This window comes from Roseibium album (genome assembly GCF_965233825.1).
In the GTDB taxonomy this organism is placed as follows: Bacteria; Pseudomonadota; Alphaproteobacteria; order Rhizobiales; family Stappiaceae; genus Roseibium; species Roseibium album.
In genome coordinates, this window is record NZ_OZ247583.1 from 5,000,749 (window position 1) to 5,015,645 (window position 14,897).

At 55.1% G+C, this 14,897-nt stretch carries 16 protein-coding genes; 1 reads left to right on the top strand and 15 read right to left on the bottom strand.

Features of this window, described 5'->3' with window-relative positions:
- Positions 1-175: 175 nt before the first annotated feature.
- On the top strand, positions 176-544 hold the full coding sequence (locus tag ACO6TI_RS22845; protein ID WP_055115907.1) for a nuclear transport factor 2 family protein: 369 nt from the start codon (positions 176-178) through the stop codon (positions 542-544).
- A gap of 45 nt (positions 545-589) precedes the next feature.
- Here ACO6TI_RS22845 and ACO6TI_RS22850 read toward each other — a convergent pair whose 3' ends face one another.
- From ACO6TI_RS22850 to rplF, 15 genes are all read right to left on the bottom strand, one after another.
- Entirely contained in the window at positions 590-1,894 is a 1,305-nt protein-coding gene (locus tag ACO6TI_RS22850) for a replication-associated recombination protein A (RefSeq protein WP_108876099.1), read from the bottom strand.
- Between the two features lie 8 nt (positions 1,895-1,902).
- Positions 1,903-3,357: a DegQ family serine endoprotease gene (locus tag ACO6TI_RS22855; protein WP_055115912.1), complete on the bottom strand. Its 1,455-nt coding sequence runs from the start codon at positions 3,355-3,357 to the stop codon at positions 1,903-1,905.
- A gap of 763 nt (positions 3,358-4,120) precedes the next feature.
- Positions 4,121-5,158: a hypothetical protein gene (locus ACO6TI_RS22860; protein ID WP_196895020.1), complete on the bottom strand. Its 1,038-nt coding sequence runs from the start codon at positions 5,156-5,158 to the stop codon at positions 4,121-4,123.
- Between the two features lie 494 nt (positions 5,159-5,652).
- On the bottom strand, positions 5,653-7,824 hold the full coding sequence (locus ACO6TI_RS22865; protein WP_208992692.1) for a methyl-accepting chemotaxis protein: 2,172 nt from the start codon (positions 7,822-7,824) through the stop codon (positions 5,653-5,655).
- A gap of 186 nt (positions 7,825-8,010) precedes the next feature.
- Positions 8,011-8,436, bottom strand: coding sequence for a 50S ribosomal protein L17 (rplQ, locus tag ACO6TI_RS22870; RefSeq protein WP_055115919.1), 426 nt, complete (start codon positions 8,434-8,436; stop codon positions 8,011-8,013).
- Positions 8,437-8,519: 83 nt separating this feature from the next.
- Positions 8,520-9,542, bottom strand: a complete 1,023-nt coding sequence (locus tag ACO6TI_RS22875) for a DNA-directed RNA polymerase subunit alpha (RefSeq protein WP_055115921.1) — start codon at positions 9,540-9,542, stop codon at positions 8,520-8,522.
- Positions 9,543-9,632: 90 nt separating this feature from the next.
- Positions 9,633-10,022, bottom strand: a complete 390-nt coding sequence (rpsK, locus tag ACO6TI_RS22880) for a 30S ribosomal protein S11 (RefSeq protein WP_006936427.1) — start codon at positions 10,020-10,022, stop codon at positions 9,633-9,635.
- A 72-nt stretch (positions 10,023-10,094) separates the two neighbouring features.
- Positions 10,095-10,463 carry a 30S ribosomal protein S13 gene (gene rpsM, locus ACO6TI_RS22885; protein ID WP_055116822.1) on the bottom strand — a complete coding sequence of 123 codons (369 nt, stop codon included), beginning with the start codon at positions 10,461-10,463 and terminating at the stop codon, positions 10,095-10,097.
- A gap of 180 nt (positions 10,464-10,643) precedes the next feature.
- Complete coding sequence (locus ACO6TI_RS22890; protein WP_055115922.1) at positions 10,644-11,240, bottom strand: adenylate kinase; 597 nt, start codon at positions 11,238-11,240, stop codon at positions 10,644-10,646.
- Positions 11,237-12,565, bottom strand: coding sequence for a preprotein translocase subunit SecY (secY, locus tag ACO6TI_RS22895; RefSeq protein ID WP_029061788.1), 1,329 nt, complete (start codon positions 12,563-12,565; stop codon positions 11,237-11,239). Before secY ends, ACO6TI_RS22890 begins: the two co-directional genes overlap by 4 nt.
- A 49-nt stretch (positions 12,566-12,614) precedes the next feature.
- Positions 12,615-13,082 carry a 50S ribosomal protein L15 gene (gene rplO, locus ACO6TI_RS22900; RefSeq protein ID WP_055116824.1) on the bottom strand — a complete coding sequence of 156 codons (468 nt, stop codon included), beginning with the start codon at positions 13,080-13,082 and terminating at the stop codon, positions 12,615-12,617.
- A gap of 22 nt (positions 13,083-13,104) precedes the next feature.
- On the bottom strand, positions 13,105-13,302 hold the full coding sequence (gene rpmD, locus ACO6TI_RS22905; protein ID WP_006936433.1) for a 50S ribosomal protein L30: 198 nt from the start codon (positions 13,300-13,302) through the stop codon (positions 13,105-13,107).
- 41 nt (positions 13,303-13,343) lie between these two features.
- On the bottom strand, positions 13,344-13,910 hold the full coding sequence (gene rpsE / locus ACO6TI_RS22910; protein WP_035898399.1) for a 30S ribosomal protein S5: 567 nt from the start codon (positions 13,908-13,910) through the stop codon (positions 13,344-13,346).
- Between the two features lie 41 nt (positions 13,911-13,951).
- On the bottom strand, positions 13,952-14,314 hold the full coding sequence (gene rplR / locus ACO6TI_RS22915; protein WP_055115924.1) for a 50S ribosomal protein L18: 363 nt from the start codon (positions 14,312-14,314) through the stop codon (positions 13,952-13,954).
- 12 nt (positions 14,315-14,326) lie between these two features.
- Positions 14,327-14,860 carry a 50S ribosomal protein L6 gene (gene rplF, locus ACO6TI_RS22920; protein WP_055115926.1) on the bottom strand — a complete coding sequence of 178 codons (534 nt, stop codon included), beginning with the start codon at positions 14,858-14,860 and terminating at the stop codon, positions 14,327-14,329.
- Between the last annotated feature and the right edge of the window lie 37 nt (positions 14,861-14,897).

Genomic DNA, 14,897 nt, shown 5'->3' on the forward strand with positions numbered 1-14,897 from the left:
ACATATGCTTGCACCAGATGCTGTTTGCCCGGTACCAAGCTTGCATTGATCACGTCAGGGAGAAAGCAGGAGCGATCTTTGTATCATTCGCGTAGGATCAGAATCCGGTAGGTTGCCTGGCCCGTCAACGATGAGATGCCAGGATCGCGTTTGCTGGATTTGGAGGGCATTGGCCGTGGAACTCAAACAAGTGCTTGCATCATATGGTGCGGCCTGGAACGAAACCGATCTTTCGAAACGCCTCGGATTTCTTGAATCCTCCTGGAGCGACGGCGGCCGATACATGGATCCTGCCGGAACCGCGCAAGGTCGAGATCAACTGGCGAACTATATTGGCGAGTTTCAGGCGCGAATGCCCGGAGCACGCATAGAACTCACCAGTGACGCAAGCCAACACAACGCGCGTATTTATTTCAAGTGGCGTCTGGTGACTGCCGATGGAAACACGGCGATCGACGGTGTCGATTTCGGCACGCTTTCAGACGACGGGCGTCTTCGTGAAATCGTCGGATTTTTTGGAGCGCCACCAGAGCGGACAGGCTGATGGTCCTGTCACAATATTAGATTGCAGATGCAAGGAATTGACCAGTCAGCCTCGTTCCTTGCGCAATCGGCTCCAGTAGTCCAGCCTCTTGCGAAGATCCCTTTCAAAGCCCCGCTCCGGAGGATCGTAGTAGGATTGCCGTCCAAGTTTTTCGGGAAAATAGTCCTGCCCGGAAAATCCGTCCGGTGCGTCGTGATCGTATTGATATCCTGCGCCGTATCCTTCCTGCTTCATCAGCTTGGTGGGCGCATTCAGGATGTGTTTCGGCGGCAAGAGCGAACCACTTGATTTGGCGTCCCGCATCGCAGCCTTGTAGGCAACGTAAGCACCGTTCGACTTTGGTGCGGTCGCGAGATAGATCACCGACTGGGCAAGCGCCAGTTCACCTTCGGGCGATCCGAGCATCTGATAGGCGTCCCTTGCCGCATTGGTCTGGACCAAGGCGTTTGGATCTGCAAGTCCGATGTCCTCAACGGCCATTCGGATAAGCCGGCGCGCGAGATACATCGGGTCCTCACCGCCATCCAGCATGCGGCAGAACCAGTAGAGCGCAGCATCGGGATCGGATCCGCGTACGGATTTGTGCAGCGCTGAGATCAGATTGTAATGACCGTCCGCGCTCTTGTCATAGATGGGAGCCCGGCGCTGCACGATCTCCTGCAACCGGTCGGCATCGAATATTTCGTCTTCTGCCGCAGCGCGCCAGACGTCTTCGGCAAGCGTCAAGGCGGATCGGCCATCGCCATCTGCCATCCGCATCAGCACCTGGCGCGCATCGGGCTCGAGCGGCAGGTCCTTTTCCTCCGCGTCTTCCGCACGGTTGAGCAATTGCCCGATCGCCTCCAGGGAAAGCGAGTGAAAAGTCATCACATGCGAGCGGGAGAGCAGCGCCGCGTTGAGTTCAAAAGACGGGTTCTCCGTTGTTGCCCCGACAAGCGTGATCGTGCCGTCTTCCATGACCGGCAGAAAGCTGTCCTGCTGCGCACGATTGAAACGATGGATCTCATCGACAAACAGAAGCGTGGCCCGACCGCCCATGCGTCTTGCCTTGGCAGCCTCGAACACTTTCTTCAGATCGGCGACACCGGAAAAAATCGCCGAAATCTGTTCGAACGCAAGATCCGTTTCATTTGCAAGCAGGCGCGCAATCGTCGTCTTTCCAGTGCCCGGAGGACCCCAGAAGATCAGGGAACCGAGCGATCTCGTTTTCAACATGCGTGACAGCGTGCCTTCAGGCCCGAGCAGATGTTCCTGACCGACGACATCATCAAGCACGGCGGGACGCAACCGGTCAGCCAGTGGGCGCGGCCCGGCTTTCGCAAGCCCGGAAGCTTCGAACAGATCGCTCACATCACGCTCTATCTGAGTTCGAGTTTCGAAATCTTGCCATCACGCTCGACCTCCAGACGCCATACACGCGGAGGTGTCTTGGTGATCGTTTCAAGCATGCGCGTCGATTCCACTTTCTGATTGTTGACGACACGAATGATATCGCCGGGACGCATGCCCACCTGATTGGCGGCACTGCCACGATTGACAGATGCGATGACGACACCCTCAAACAGGCCTTCCAGACCCAGTTCCTCTGAAACCGCCGGAGACAGATTCATAACGGTCGCGCCTTCGAACGGCGAATATTCACGCAGCACCCGTGCGTCCCGAGGAACGGTTTCCGGAGCAGGTTGCAAGGACACCGGAATGGCGATTTCCTGCCCTCCCCGCACGACCAGGAATTCGGACGTCTCGCCAATCATCTTGGTCGCAAAGCGGTATCCGAAGGAATTCGGGTCAATCACCTCCTTGCCCTCGATGGCGATGACAAGATCGCTGACCTTGAGGCCTGCATCATGGGCAGGAGAATCGTCAAAGACAGCAGTCACCAGGACGCCGCGTGGACGCTCAAGCGACAGCGCCTCGGCAATTTCAGCGTTGACCATCTGAACAGTGGCACCCAGCCAGGGCCGTCGAACCTTGCCACCCTGATCGGCTGCCTGGGCGACGAAACGGGCCATATGAGCCGGAATGGCGAAGCCGATGCCGTTCGACCCGCCGGAGCGTGAGAAGATCGCGGTATTGATACCGACGAGCTTTCCGGTCATGTCAACCAGTGCGCCGCCGGAATTGCCCGGGTTGATCGCTGCGTCGGTCTGGATGAAAAACTGGAAATCCGTGACACCGACCTGCGTGCGCGCGAGCGCAGAGACAATTCCCTGGGTGACGGTCTGCCCGACGCCGAACGGATTGCCGATCGCAAGGACGATATCACCGACCTCCAGACTGTCTGAATTGGCAAAACTCACGTGTTCATACGGGCCTTCTCCCCGGATCTTCAGCACTGCCAGATCCGTTCGTTCATCCATCAGAACGATGTCCGCATCGAATTCCCTGCGGTCGCTGAGCGCAACCCTGACGGCATCAGCGCCCTTGATGACGTGATGGTTGGTAATCACCGTTCCGTCCGCAGAAATGATCACGCCAGACCCCAGCGACGATTCCACCCGTTCGCGCGGACGGCCAGAGCCACCGGGTTGCCCGAAAAACCGGCGGAAAAACGGATCTTCGAAGAAGGGTGAAACACGCTGACGCTGCACGACCTTGCGACTGGCGTAAACGTTCACCACCGCTGGCGCGACCTGCTTCACCACGGGCGCGAACGAAAGCTTGATCTGCGCCTCGTTTTGCGGGATCAGCCTGAGGTCCGCCGGTGTCGGCTCAACCGTTTGCGCGAACGTTGCAGTTGCCAGGAGACCGGTCAGCGTCGCCAGCAGAATGCGGCACAAAGGGCGAAATCGGTTGGAATTTGCCAGGCGCATTGCCAGAGCCCTCTCTTTCGATTCTTTTTCAGTATCGGCGATACATGGCAGATAGGGTGGAATGGAGGCAATTGCAAAAGCAACACATCGCCAAAATGACGGCCAGATTTCACAATTTCCTATCTCAAACCACTTGCTGCATCAAATGACGGCATAATCGGCCAAATGCATTCGCACACGAAAACTTTGAAGTCCAAAGCCAGATAAAATGCTGTTTCTGTGCGTCATTCCAGCGGTTCTGCTGCGGTCTTCTTCACAGGGCGTCCGTATTCTTGCAGATCCGGCAAGGGTGCTTATGACGAACAAATCGAAAAACTCAGTCCCATCAGTGGGACCTTGAGGATTACCAAAACGCGTATCCGGCCAGCAGTATAGACAACGCGAAACCACGCGATCACAAGCGTATGCGTGTCTTTCCGATTGTCTCCGACTTGCACCCTCTTCAGCTGTCAATTCCCCTGCCCCAACGGATAAATTCGAGCCGATCATCAGCCGGTATTCGTAAAGATTTGCAAGTCGCACCTGTGAGCAAAAAAGCGTTAGAATTCTGCAATGTGACCAACCGAAAAGAGGTCAAACAGCAATCACCCAAAAGGGACACACTGCTGCAAATTGCGCTAGAACAAACCAACAGAGGTCTGAAATTTTCCCAACAAAGAGCTCAATCACAAATTCGATCTGTTGCGCAAAACTCAATAAAAGCAGTCGTTCGATACGGTATAGAAGGAAAACTTCACGCCTGTTTCAACTCGCATGGCACCAACTAGCGAACCATTTCCTTCGCTTTTTCAAAAGAAGGTGCTGCGTCGTCTTTTAAAGTATCGCGGATGGCCTCCCAAAGACTCACGAAAGCTTGCGATTTGGCAGCGTTGGTTGACATGATTTTCAATGCTTCAGCGTTACCGACAAAATCGAAGTGTCGCGCAAAAAACGGCAGCTTTGCAGCATAGTCAATCTGACCCGCCTTCAATTCAATGTTCTTCGCGATATGATGTTGTGCACCGAGACCCCAAGTTACGAGTGCTTCGCTTTGCTCTTTGAAGATGTCGTCAACCCGTTCATCGTATTCATTTTTGTTGTTTCTCAAATATTCGAGTATATCCTTGCCAATTGGATCCTTGGATAATTCGTTGTATCCCTTCTGGCATAAACCAAATATCTGGGTTCCCGTTTGCGCAGATACCTTCCCGCCTTGCGACGCAACACTTGCCAGATCTGGCGTTTTCGCAAGCATTTTTAGTACTGGAGATTTGTCAAAATGAGCTACCTTTTCCATTAGCCATTTGCTCGCATCATTGACGCCAGGTGGCTTTTTGGGACCAGGACTGCCTATGAACGAGAAAAGGACTGTAAAAAAAACTGCTGATCCCATTCCTTCGAAATTCATGGGTTTTTTCATACCAAGGTCGCCTGACATGCGGCGTATCAACAACACTCCCAAACCAGCCGACAGGCGAGCCAGAAAACCGCCCATCGCCTTGCCTGCAGTCCACCCCTCGGCACCCATGGAGGAAAATCCCGCAACCTTGGCAACGCCATGCATGAACCCGCTTATGCGACTTCCTTCGCCCCCGAGTAGAACAAGCCTGCCTCCTACTGCGGAAGCTGCCCTCGTTCCGCTCAGCCAAGTAGCCGCCCCCATGGTAGCGGCCGCGAAAGCTGCTTGAACACCAATTTCCTGGCAGATCGCAGACGCCGTCATGACATTGTTGAAATCCCTCAGGTCATCTTCGAACATTTTTAGATTGCTCTTGTGCAGTTTGAGCTGCGCATCAATCTTTTGCTGTACGGTCCAAGCCATAACTTTCGCCCCTCACAAAATTGTCCAAACACAATACAAATAAATCTTTTATCAAAAATCTATTATTCCATTTATCACTAGATGTATTTTGAAATACTGAATTACCGAATTAAATCACATACATTAACCAATGAAAATGAACTAAAATTCCGAAAACATGACAGTTTTTACTTAAGCTCAAAGGCGTGATGAAATTCGGTATTTCCAACACTTATCCAGAATACTTTCTATGAGAATGCTACGCATGAATATTACACACCGCAACTGAAAATGCGCTCAACAGCACGTTCTCACCTGGTGTATTGAAACGCTGTGTCTGCTTTTGCAGAGCATCGGATTTTGGAACGAAACTGGAAAACGGGAACTCTGCCCACACAGATACCACTCGTCCTCAACTCAGTGCGTGGCAGCAAACGTGCAAAAGCCGCGAACACGCCCATCTGATCGGGGTGTTTGCGGCTTTTTCGAACTTTGCATTGTCCACTGGAGGCGGTTTACGCCGAGCGAACCTGATCCAGGAAACTCCGGACTTCCCGGTCCAGTTGCTCTGCCTCTGTCGCCATGTCCGCGGCTTCTTCAGAGAAGTTCTGGGCCGCCATGTTTGTGTCGTTCGACAGGCTGGATACGTTGCGGATGTCTTCCGTCACCTTGGACGTGCCACCTGCAGCCCTTTGTGTGTTTTCGGCAATGCCTTGCGTCGCGTAGCTTTGTTCTGTAACGGCGGCCGCAACCTCGCTCACCGATTGGGTGATCTCGTCGATGGTTTTCTGAATGTCGCCGATAGCCCCGACGGCATCGTCCGTTGCTGTCCGGATCGCATCAATCTGCAGCTGGATCTCACCGGTTGCCTTGCCCGTCTGTGATGCGAGATCCTTGACCTCCGAAGCCACGACCGCAAACCCCTTGCCGGCTTCGCCCGCTCGCGCTGCCTCTATCGTGGCGTTGAGCGCCAGAAGATTGGTCTGATCTGCAATGTCGCTGATAAGCGTGACGACCTCACCAATCCGGTTCGCAGCCTCGGCGAGCGATTTGACGGTTTCATTGGTGGTTTCGGCGCGCTTGGTCGCCGCGGCGGCCACACTCGAAGACCGCTCGATCAGGCTGGAAATTTCCTGTATCGAGCCGGAAAGCTGATCTGATGCTGCAGCAATCGACTCGACTTCCGCAAGCGCCTCTTCGGACATGGTCGCTGCATTGGCCGACGTCTCTCCTGCCGTATCGGTCATCTCGCGCATCTTGTCAGCGGATTGCCTGAGAGACGCAGCCGAGCGGGCGACCTTGTCTACAACCGTACCGACCGTCGCCTCGAATTCACCGGCCAGGTTGGCCAGCATGTCGTGCCGCTGTTCCGCCTGGATGCGTGCCGCATCTGACTCTTCCGCCGCTCTTCGTTCGTTTTCCTCAGTCGCATTTTGGCGGATCTGCAGCACCGCACGTCCGATATCGCCGATCTCGTCCTTTCTGCCAGCCGCTCTAATCTCCGCTCCAAGGTTACCCGAGGCAATGGCGTTCAGGGCACCAACGAGTGCTGACAGCGGTCCGGTAATCGACCGGGAGAAGAAGAGTGCAATGACAGCGGCGACCGCGATCGTTATCAGGGACCAGATAATCATCTGGTTCCGCATGTTTGTGACTGCGGCAAGTGTTTCACCGACGCTCTTTTCTGCAACGATTGCCCAATTCTGCCCCTGGAAAATCAGGGGGCGAGCAACCACCAAATCAGCCACTCCATCCGCTCCTGTCACGATTTCAGCAGATTCCAGTCCACCGGTGGCAGCGAGTATCGGGGCGGCTTCGGTTGTGAGTTTGAGTGCAGTCGGTTCTGCGGCAAGCGGCAGGTCAGACAGCACAATTCCGTCCTGCCCGACAATATAGACCTGCCCGGTTTCACCAAGATCATCCCGGCTTGCGACAATGGCATTCAAATTGGACGTGTTGAGGCGAACGACAACCACGCCACTTAGGCTTACGGTGCCGAACGTATTCAAAAAAACGGGGGATGCCAGAAACAGCGATCCTTCACTGCCTGACGGCTCGTAGGACGCAAAGGATGTTGATGCGATTTCTCCTTCACCCAGTTCCAGCGCAGCATTGAAGACCTGTTCCAGACCGGTGCCTTCGGCGGGGCTGCCTTCGCCGAACTGCCTCAGAAACTCATCTCCCTTGGTCACCGAATAGAGGACAAGTCCGGCGGGATCGAGCAAGTAGATATCGGCGTAATCACTGTTCTTCCAGAGATTGTAAATTGCCGGATGCGCCTCCGAATGGCGCCATGCATACATGGTTTTTTGCTCACTCCCTGAAAGCGACGCCCGTTCACTGGCAGTCTCAGCAGCTTGAAAATAACCGAGGATCTCCTCCCGTTCCTTCCCAAGATTGAGCGAAGCCTGACCGAGGGTGTGCAAAGCATCGGCAACACTTGAGGCCAGGGTAACCACTTCACCTTCCGCTGATTTCAGTTTGCTCTCAAGCAATGCAGACCGTGCGGTAATGACCATACCGAGTTCCGCCTCGGCTGCCTTCTGCAAGCCGTCCTTGCCAGTCATGTAACCGATGACACCGACAGCTGCGCATGCTGCAACCGTAATGACGATCATCAATGCCGGAATGACAAAGGAAAGACGAAAAGATGATTTCGTCCCCGATGAGGATGATTTTGAAAACACGATATTTCTCCCAGCCCTACCACAACCTCAAGGAGGTGTTGCGGCAAACCTAGGTAGTTTTCATTAATGCAATGATAATCTGGGGTTTCATTTTTCAATGATAAAACCGGCGCTGGACTTGTCAATTCGGCAACAAAAAAGGCGGGCAAGCTGCCCGCCTTTCAAGTCTGTTACGTCGCTGACTTCTTACGCTGCGTTTTCAGCAGTTTCTTCAGCCTCGGCACGAGCACGATCGTCAGCACCACGAGCATCCGGGTCACGATCGACCAGTTCGATGACCGCCATCGGTGCGTTGTCGCCATAGCGGAAGCCCGCTTTGAGAACGCGCGAGTAGCCGCCGCTGCGGTCCTTGTAGCGTTCGCCGAGCGTGTCGAACAGCTTGGCAACCATGGCCGTGTCGCGAATCTGCGAAATGGCCTGGCGGCGTGCATGCAGATCACCACGCTTGCCCAGGGTGATGAGCTTGTCGATGATCGGCTTCATTTCTTTAGCCTTCGGCAGCGTCGTCACGATCTGTTCATGCTTGATCAGCGAAGCTGCCATGTTTGCGAACATAGCCTTGCGGTGGCTAGAGGTCCGGTTGAGCTTGCGGCCGGATTTACCGTGGCGCATGGCCCTCTCCTTTTTCTTTCAGGCAATCTGCTCTTTCACTTGTAGCATTTGCCCGGTTGAGCCCTTAGGGACGCGTACGCCCCTTAATACTGATGGTCTTCGTAACGCTTGGCGAGATCGTCGATGTTCTCCGGCGGCCAGTTGGCGACTTCCATGCCGAGATGGAGACCCATCTGGGCGAGAACTTCCTTGATCTCGTTGAGCGACTTGCGGCCGAAATTCGGTGTCCGCAGCATTTCCGCTTCGGTCTTCTGAATGAGATCGCCAATATATACGATATTGTCGTTCTTCAGGCAGTTTGCAGACCGGACAGACAGTTCCAGTTCGTCGACTTTCTTCAAAAGTGCCGGATTGAAAGCAAGTTCCGGGACAGTGTCCTCGGCGACTTCGCGTTGCGGCTCTTCGAAGTTGACGAAGATGGAAAGCTGATCCTGCAGAATGCGTGCGGCAAATGCCACTGCATCATCCGGCTTGACGGAACCATCGGATTCGACGGTCAGGGTCAGCTTGTCATAGTCAAGAACCTGGCCTTCACGGGTGTTTTCCACCTTGTAGGAGACCTTCTTGACAGGAGAGTAGAGGCTGTCGACAGGAATAAGTCCGATCGGAGCATCTTCCGGGCGGTTGCGGTCGGAAGAATGATAGCCTTTACCGGTATTGACGGTGAATTCCATGCGAATTTCCGCGCCCTCATCCAGTGTGCAAAGCACCAGATCCGGATTGAGCACTTCCACATCACCAACGGTCTGAATGTCACCGGCGGTCACAACACCTGGGCCCTGCTTGCGCACGACCATGCGCTTTGGACCTTCACCTTCCATGCGGATGGCGATTTCCTTGATGTTGAGCACGATATCGGTGACGTCCTCGCGAACACCGGGGATCGACGAGAACTCGTGCAGAACGCCATCGATCTGAACTGCAGTCACAGCCGCCCCTTGCAGGGAAGACAGCAGAATGCGGCGGAGCGCGTTGCCCAAAGTCAGGCCGTAACCGCGCTCAAGAGGCTCGGCAACGACGGTTGCCAGAAAGCGCGGATCATGACCCGGCTTGATCTCGAGTTTGGTCGGCTTGATCAATTCTTGCCAGTTTTTCTGAATGGTCACGTTTTCGTCCCTTCGGCTATCCCGCCCGGCTCTTCAAGGCCGGGCCATTCTTTGCCATTTGGAGAAACAGGTACCTAAAGCCGGAAAGCCTTAGACGCGGCGGCGCTTACGCGGACGGCAGCCATTGTGCGGAATCGGTGTTACGTCACGAATGGACGTAATCAGGAATCCGGCAGCTTGCAACGCGCGCAGAGCAGATTCACGACCTGAACCCGGACCACGGACTTCGACCTCAAGAGTGCGCATGCCGTGTTCAGCAGCTTTCTTTGCAGCATCTTCAGCAGCAACCTGGGCAGCATACGGCGTCGACTTACGAGAGCCCTTGAAGCCGAGCGCACCAGCAGACGACCAGGAAATCGCGTTGCCCTGTGCATCGGTAATCGTAATCATGGTGTTGTTGAATGTGGAATTCACATGCGCAACGCCGGAAGAGATGTTCTTGCGTTCGCGGCGACGCACACGCGTCGTGTCTTTAGCCATTCTTGTATCCTTGTATTGATCTCTTCACTGCCGTAATTCCGGCAGCTCCACCACCAATCGCGGCGCTGATGATTATTTTTTCTTGCCAGCGATCGGTTTCGCCGGACCCTTGCGGGTACGTGCGTTCGTATGCGTCCGCTGTCCACGAACCGGAAGTCCGCGGCGGTGACGCAGGCCGCGGTAGCAGCCAAGGTCCATAAGACGCTTGATGTTCATTGCCGTGTCACGGCGAAGATCACCTTCCACCATATAATCGCGGTCGATGGTTTCACGGATGGACAGAACTTCAGCATCGGAAAGTTCATTCACACGGCGGGATGTGTCGATATTGTTCTTTTCGACGATTTCCTGGGCGAACTTTGCGCCGATGCCGTGAATATACTGAAGCGCGATGACAACGCGCTTGTTTGTCGGGATGTTAACGCCAGCAATACGTGCCACGTTTGTCTCCATGTCTAGAGCGGTCGGCCATTTCGGCAAACCGCAGTGGTTAAAGCCCGCGTCCGGTGGAGTCCGGCCCTTGCGGGGTGCGAAATGCCGGGAACTCCCGGCACAGAGAATGCCGGTCCCACTTACATGGAACCGGCCAAACTGTCTGATAGAGCGCGTCCCTTAACGCTCTTAAACCTTCTCGTCAAGCCCTTGAAGAACGGATTCGATAGAAGCCGATACTTCATCAATGGCCTGCATGCCGTCGATCACCGAAAGATGGCCTGATTTCTCGTAGTAAGGCACAACGATTGCGGTATCGCGGTTATAGGCTTCAAGACGCTGCTTGAATACTTCAGGGTCGTCATCCTTGCGGACTTCCTGACCGGCAGCCTTGGCATCTTCTGCCCGCTTGATGATCCGGTCAACGAGCTTTGTCTGATCAACACGCAGTTCCAGAACCCGATTGAGCTTCAGGCCGCTGTCTTCAAGCATCTCGTCCAACGCCTCCGCCTGTGCAAGAGTGCGCGGGAAGCCATCCAGGATAAAGCCGTTTTCGGCATCATCTTCAGCAATCCGGTCCCGGATGATACCGACGACGATTTCGTCCGATACCAGACCACCGGCATCCATGACTTCCTTGGCTTTCAAGCCGACAGGGGTCTGCGCGGCAACCGCCGCACGAAGCATATCTCCGGTGGACAGCTGTGGGATGCCGTACCTTTCGACAAGGCGTGCAGCCTGTGTCCCTTTACCCGCCCCCGGCGGTCCAACCAGAATTAGCCTCATCGACGTTTCCCCCTGAGTTTAGCTTTCTTCACCAGTCCCTCATACTGATGCGCAAGCAGGTGGCCCTGGATCTGCGACACGGTGTCCATTGTCACGCTTACGACAATCAGCAAAGAGGTTCCCCCGAAATAGAACGGAACGCCAGTAGCCGAAATGAGGAATTCGGGTAATAGACAAACGATGGTGATGTAGATCGCACCCACGACAGTGACGCGTGTCAGGACATAGTCGATGTATTGCGCAGTCCGCTCTCCAGGACGGATGCCCGGGATAAAACCGCCGTGTTTCTTGAGGTTATCGGCTGTATCGCTCGGATTGAAGACAATCGCCGTATAGAAGAAACAGAAGAAGATGATCATGGCTGCGTAGAAGACCATGAACAGCGGTTGTCCGTGACCAAGCGCCGCAGTTATGTAAGTCAGCCATTCGTTGCCGCTGCCTTGACCGAATCCGGCGAAGGTAGCTGGAACGAGCAACAGCGACGACGCGAAGATCGGTGGAATCACACCGGCCGTATTCAGCTTCAGCGGCAGGAACGAGGTATTGCCCTCGAACATCCGGTTGCCCATCTGCCGTTTCGGATACTGAATCAGCAACCGCCTTTGCGCCCGTTCCATGAAAACAATGAAACCGATCACTGCAACGGCAAGAATTATAACCGCCAGAATAATCCAGGTCGCCAGAGATCCCTGGCGTCCAAGTTCCAACGTCTGCACAACGGCGGAAGGCAGACCGGCAACAATACCGGCAAAGATAATCAGAGAAATACCGTTGCCGATACCACGCGACGTGATCTGTTCACCAAGCCACATCAGGAACATGGTGCCGCCGACCAGCGTAATCACGGTTGAGGCTCGGAAAAACCAGCCCGGATCCGTCACGACGCTCTGGGATTCCAGTCCGACAGCAATCCCGTAGGCCTGGAAAGTCGCCAATACGACTGTGCCGTAACGCGTGTACTGGTTAATGACCTTTCGGCCTTGCTCACCTTCCTTTTTCAGCTGCTCAAGCGTCGGAACAACCGTCGTCATCAGCTGCATGATAATGGAGGCGGAAATATACGGCATGATGCCGAGGGCAAAGATCGCCATGCGCTCGATCGCACCACCGGTGAACATGTTGACCATGCCGAGAATACCGGTCTGGGCCTGTCCAAACACCTGTGCGAACGTTTCCGGATTAATTCCGGGCATCGGGATATAAGTACCCAATCGATAAACCAAAAGCGCCCCTAGCGTGAACCAGATGCGCTTTTTGAGTTCTTCAGCCTTCGCAAAAGCTGAGAAATTCAGATTTGAAGCCAGTTGCTCGGCGGCCGATGCCATGCCCTACTCCGGTTGTATGCTTGCCCAGAAACGGGTAAAGCCCAGGCTGTTAAGCCTGAGCTCCCAGAACGGCAACCTTGCCGCCCGCTTTTTCAATTGCTGCAACAGCGCCTTTGGAGGCACCGGCAACTTCAAAGGTCACTGCCGTTGTCAATTCACCGTTGGCAACGATGCGGACACCGTCACGAACCCGTTTGACTACGCCTGCAGCCTTGAGCACTTCGACGGTCACCGTCTCGGAAGCGTTCAGTTTGCCGGCGTCTATAGCCTTTTGAACACGGCCAACGGACACAGTGTTGTAGTCCTTGGCGAAAATGTTCGTGAAACCACGCTTCGGCAGACGGCGGTGAAGCGGCATCTGACCGCCTTCAAAGCCTTTGATTGACACGCCGGAGCGAGACTTCTGACCTTTGACGCCACGGCCACCGGTCTTGCCCTTGCCGGACCCGATGCCGCGTCCAACGCGAGTGCGCTCTGATACGGCACCTTCGTTGTCACGAAGTTCGTTGAGCTTCATTTTGTTTCTCCTCACCCCGTCCTTATGCGTTGTCTTCGACGACGCGAACGAGATGCTGGACCTTATTGATCATGCCGCGCACTTCAGGAGTATCCTTCAGCGTGGAACGGCGGTGCATCTTGTTCAGGCCAAGACCGACGAGCGTCGCGCGCTGATCCTTCGGACGGCGCAGCGGGCTGCCGATCTGTTCGACCGTAACAGTCTTTTCTGTGTTCGCCATGGAACCTACCCTCTTTCAGCTGGGGTCCGGAGCCGCCAAGGTCAAGCCTCGGCGGCAGCCGGAGCCGCCTCTTCGTTGTTGTCACGACGCCGCGACTGCAGCACTGAAACCTTCAGGCCACGGCGGGCGGCGACAGAACGCGGGCTGTCTTCCTTTTTCAACGCGGCAAACGTTGCACGAACCATGTTGTAAGGGTTCGATGTCCCGAGGGACTTTGCAACAACGTCCTGGACGCCGAGCGTCTCGAACACTGCACGCATCGGGCCACCTGCGATGATACCGGTACCTGCCGGAGCTGCACGCAGCAGAACCTTGCCGGCACCATGACGGCCTTCCACATCGTGATGGAGGGTACGACCTTCGCGAAGCGGCACACGGATCATCGTGCGCTTTGCAGCTTCTGTTGCCTTACGGATGGCTTCCGGCACTTCGCGTGCCTTGCCATGACCGAAGCCGACACGGCCCTTCTGGTCACCAACCACAACAAGCGCTGCGAACCCGAAGCGACGGCCACCCTTGACCACTTTTGCAACGCGGTTGATGTGAACGAGCTTGTCGACGAATTCGCTGTCTCGCTCATCGCGATCGCGATTATCCTGTCTCGCCATTTTATACGTCTTCCGTTCTTAAGAGCGCCAACGGGCGCTGGTCAGAATTCAAGTCCACCTTCGCGGGCTGCATCGGCAAGCGCTTTGATACGCCCATGATACATGTACCCGCCCCGGTCGAACACGACCTGCTTGACGCCTGCGGCTACTGCTCGCTCTGCGACAAGCTTGCCAACGGCAGCAGCTGCTGCGACGTCGGCGCCCGTTTTCAGGCTGCCCTTGAGATCATTTTCGATCGTAGAAGCAGAGGCAATTGTATGCCCCTTCGCATCGTCAATGATCTGGGCATAGATCTGCTTCGACGAGCGGAAGATGGAAAGGCGCGGGCGTTCGCCGGCGGCTTTCCTGATCGAACGACGCACGCGATCGCGGCGGCGTTCGAAAGCTTGTTTGCTGTTCGCCATGATCCAGGTCCGTTACTTCTTCTTGCCTTCTTTGCGGACGATGAACTCGTCTGCATAACGTACGCCTTTACCCTTGTAGGGTTCCGGCGGGCGGAATTCGCGGATTTCAGCAGCCACCTGACCGACACGCTGTTTGTCGGTACCTGTGATGTTGATTTCCGTTGGTTTCGGGCATTTGATGTCGATGCCTTCCGGGATCGGATAGACAACGTCATGCGAGAAACCCAGCGCGAGCTGAAGATTTTGGCCCTGGACCTGGGCGCGGTAACCGACACCGGTGATCGCGAGGTCTTTCTTGAAGCCCTCCGTTACGCCGGTTATCAGGTTCAACACCATCGTCCGGCTCATGCCCCACATGGAGCGAGCAGGCTTGGTATCGTTGCGTGGATCAATCTTGATCCCGTCATCAGTCATTTCGGCCAGAACAAGATCATTGAGCACGAAAGCTTTTTCGCCTTTCGGGCCCTTGACCGTAACTGTCTGACCGTCGATCGATGCCGTTACCCCGCTTGGCACGGGGACTGGCTTTTTGCCAATACGAGACATGTGACCAACCTTGTCGTTGTTTAAAGATAAGGTAACC

Coding starts and splice junctions, on each gene's coding strand:
- rplO (WP_055116824.1), bottom strand. CDS start 13,082: ATGAAGCTCAACGAACTTCGTGACAACGAAGGTGCCGTATCAGAGCGC.
- rpsK (WP_006936427.1), bottom strand. CDS start 10,022: ATGGCTAAAGACACGACGCGTGTGCGTCGCCGCGAACGCAAGAACATC.
- ACO6TI_RS22855 (WP_055115912.1), bottom strand. CDS start 3,357: ATGCGCCTGGCAAATTCCAACCGATTTCGCCCTTTGTGCCGCATTCTG.
- ACO6TI_RS22860 (WP_196895020.1), bottom strand. CDS start 5,158: ATGGCTTGGACCGTACAGCAAAAGATTGATGCGCAGCTCAAACTGCAC.
- rpmD (WP_006936433.1), bottom strand. CDS start 13,302: ATGGCGAACACAGAAAAGACTGTTACGGTCGAACAGATCGGCAGCCCG.
- secY (WP_029061788.1), bottom strand. CDS start 12,565: ATGGCATCGGCCGCCGAGCAACTGGCTTCAAATCTGAATTTCTCAGCT.
- rpsE (WP_035898399.1), bottom strand. CDS start 13,910: ATGGCGAGACAGGATAATCGCGATCGCGATGAGCGAGACAGCGAATTC.
- rplF (WP_055115926.1), bottom strand. CDS start 14,860: ATGTCTCGTATTGGCAAAAAGCCAGTCCCCGTGCCAAGCGGGGTAACG.
- ACO6TI_RS22890 (WP_055115922.1), bottom strand. CDS start 11,240: ATGAGGCTAATTCTGGTTGGACCGCCGGGGGCGGGTAAAGGGACACAG.
- rplR (WP_055115924.1), bottom strand. CDS start 14,314: ATGGCGAACAGCAAACAAGCTTTCGAACGCCGCCGCGATCGCGTGCGT.
- rplQ (WP_055115919.1), bottom strand. CDS start 8,436: ATGCGCCACGGTAAATCCGGCCGCAAGCTCAACCGGACCTCTAGCCAC.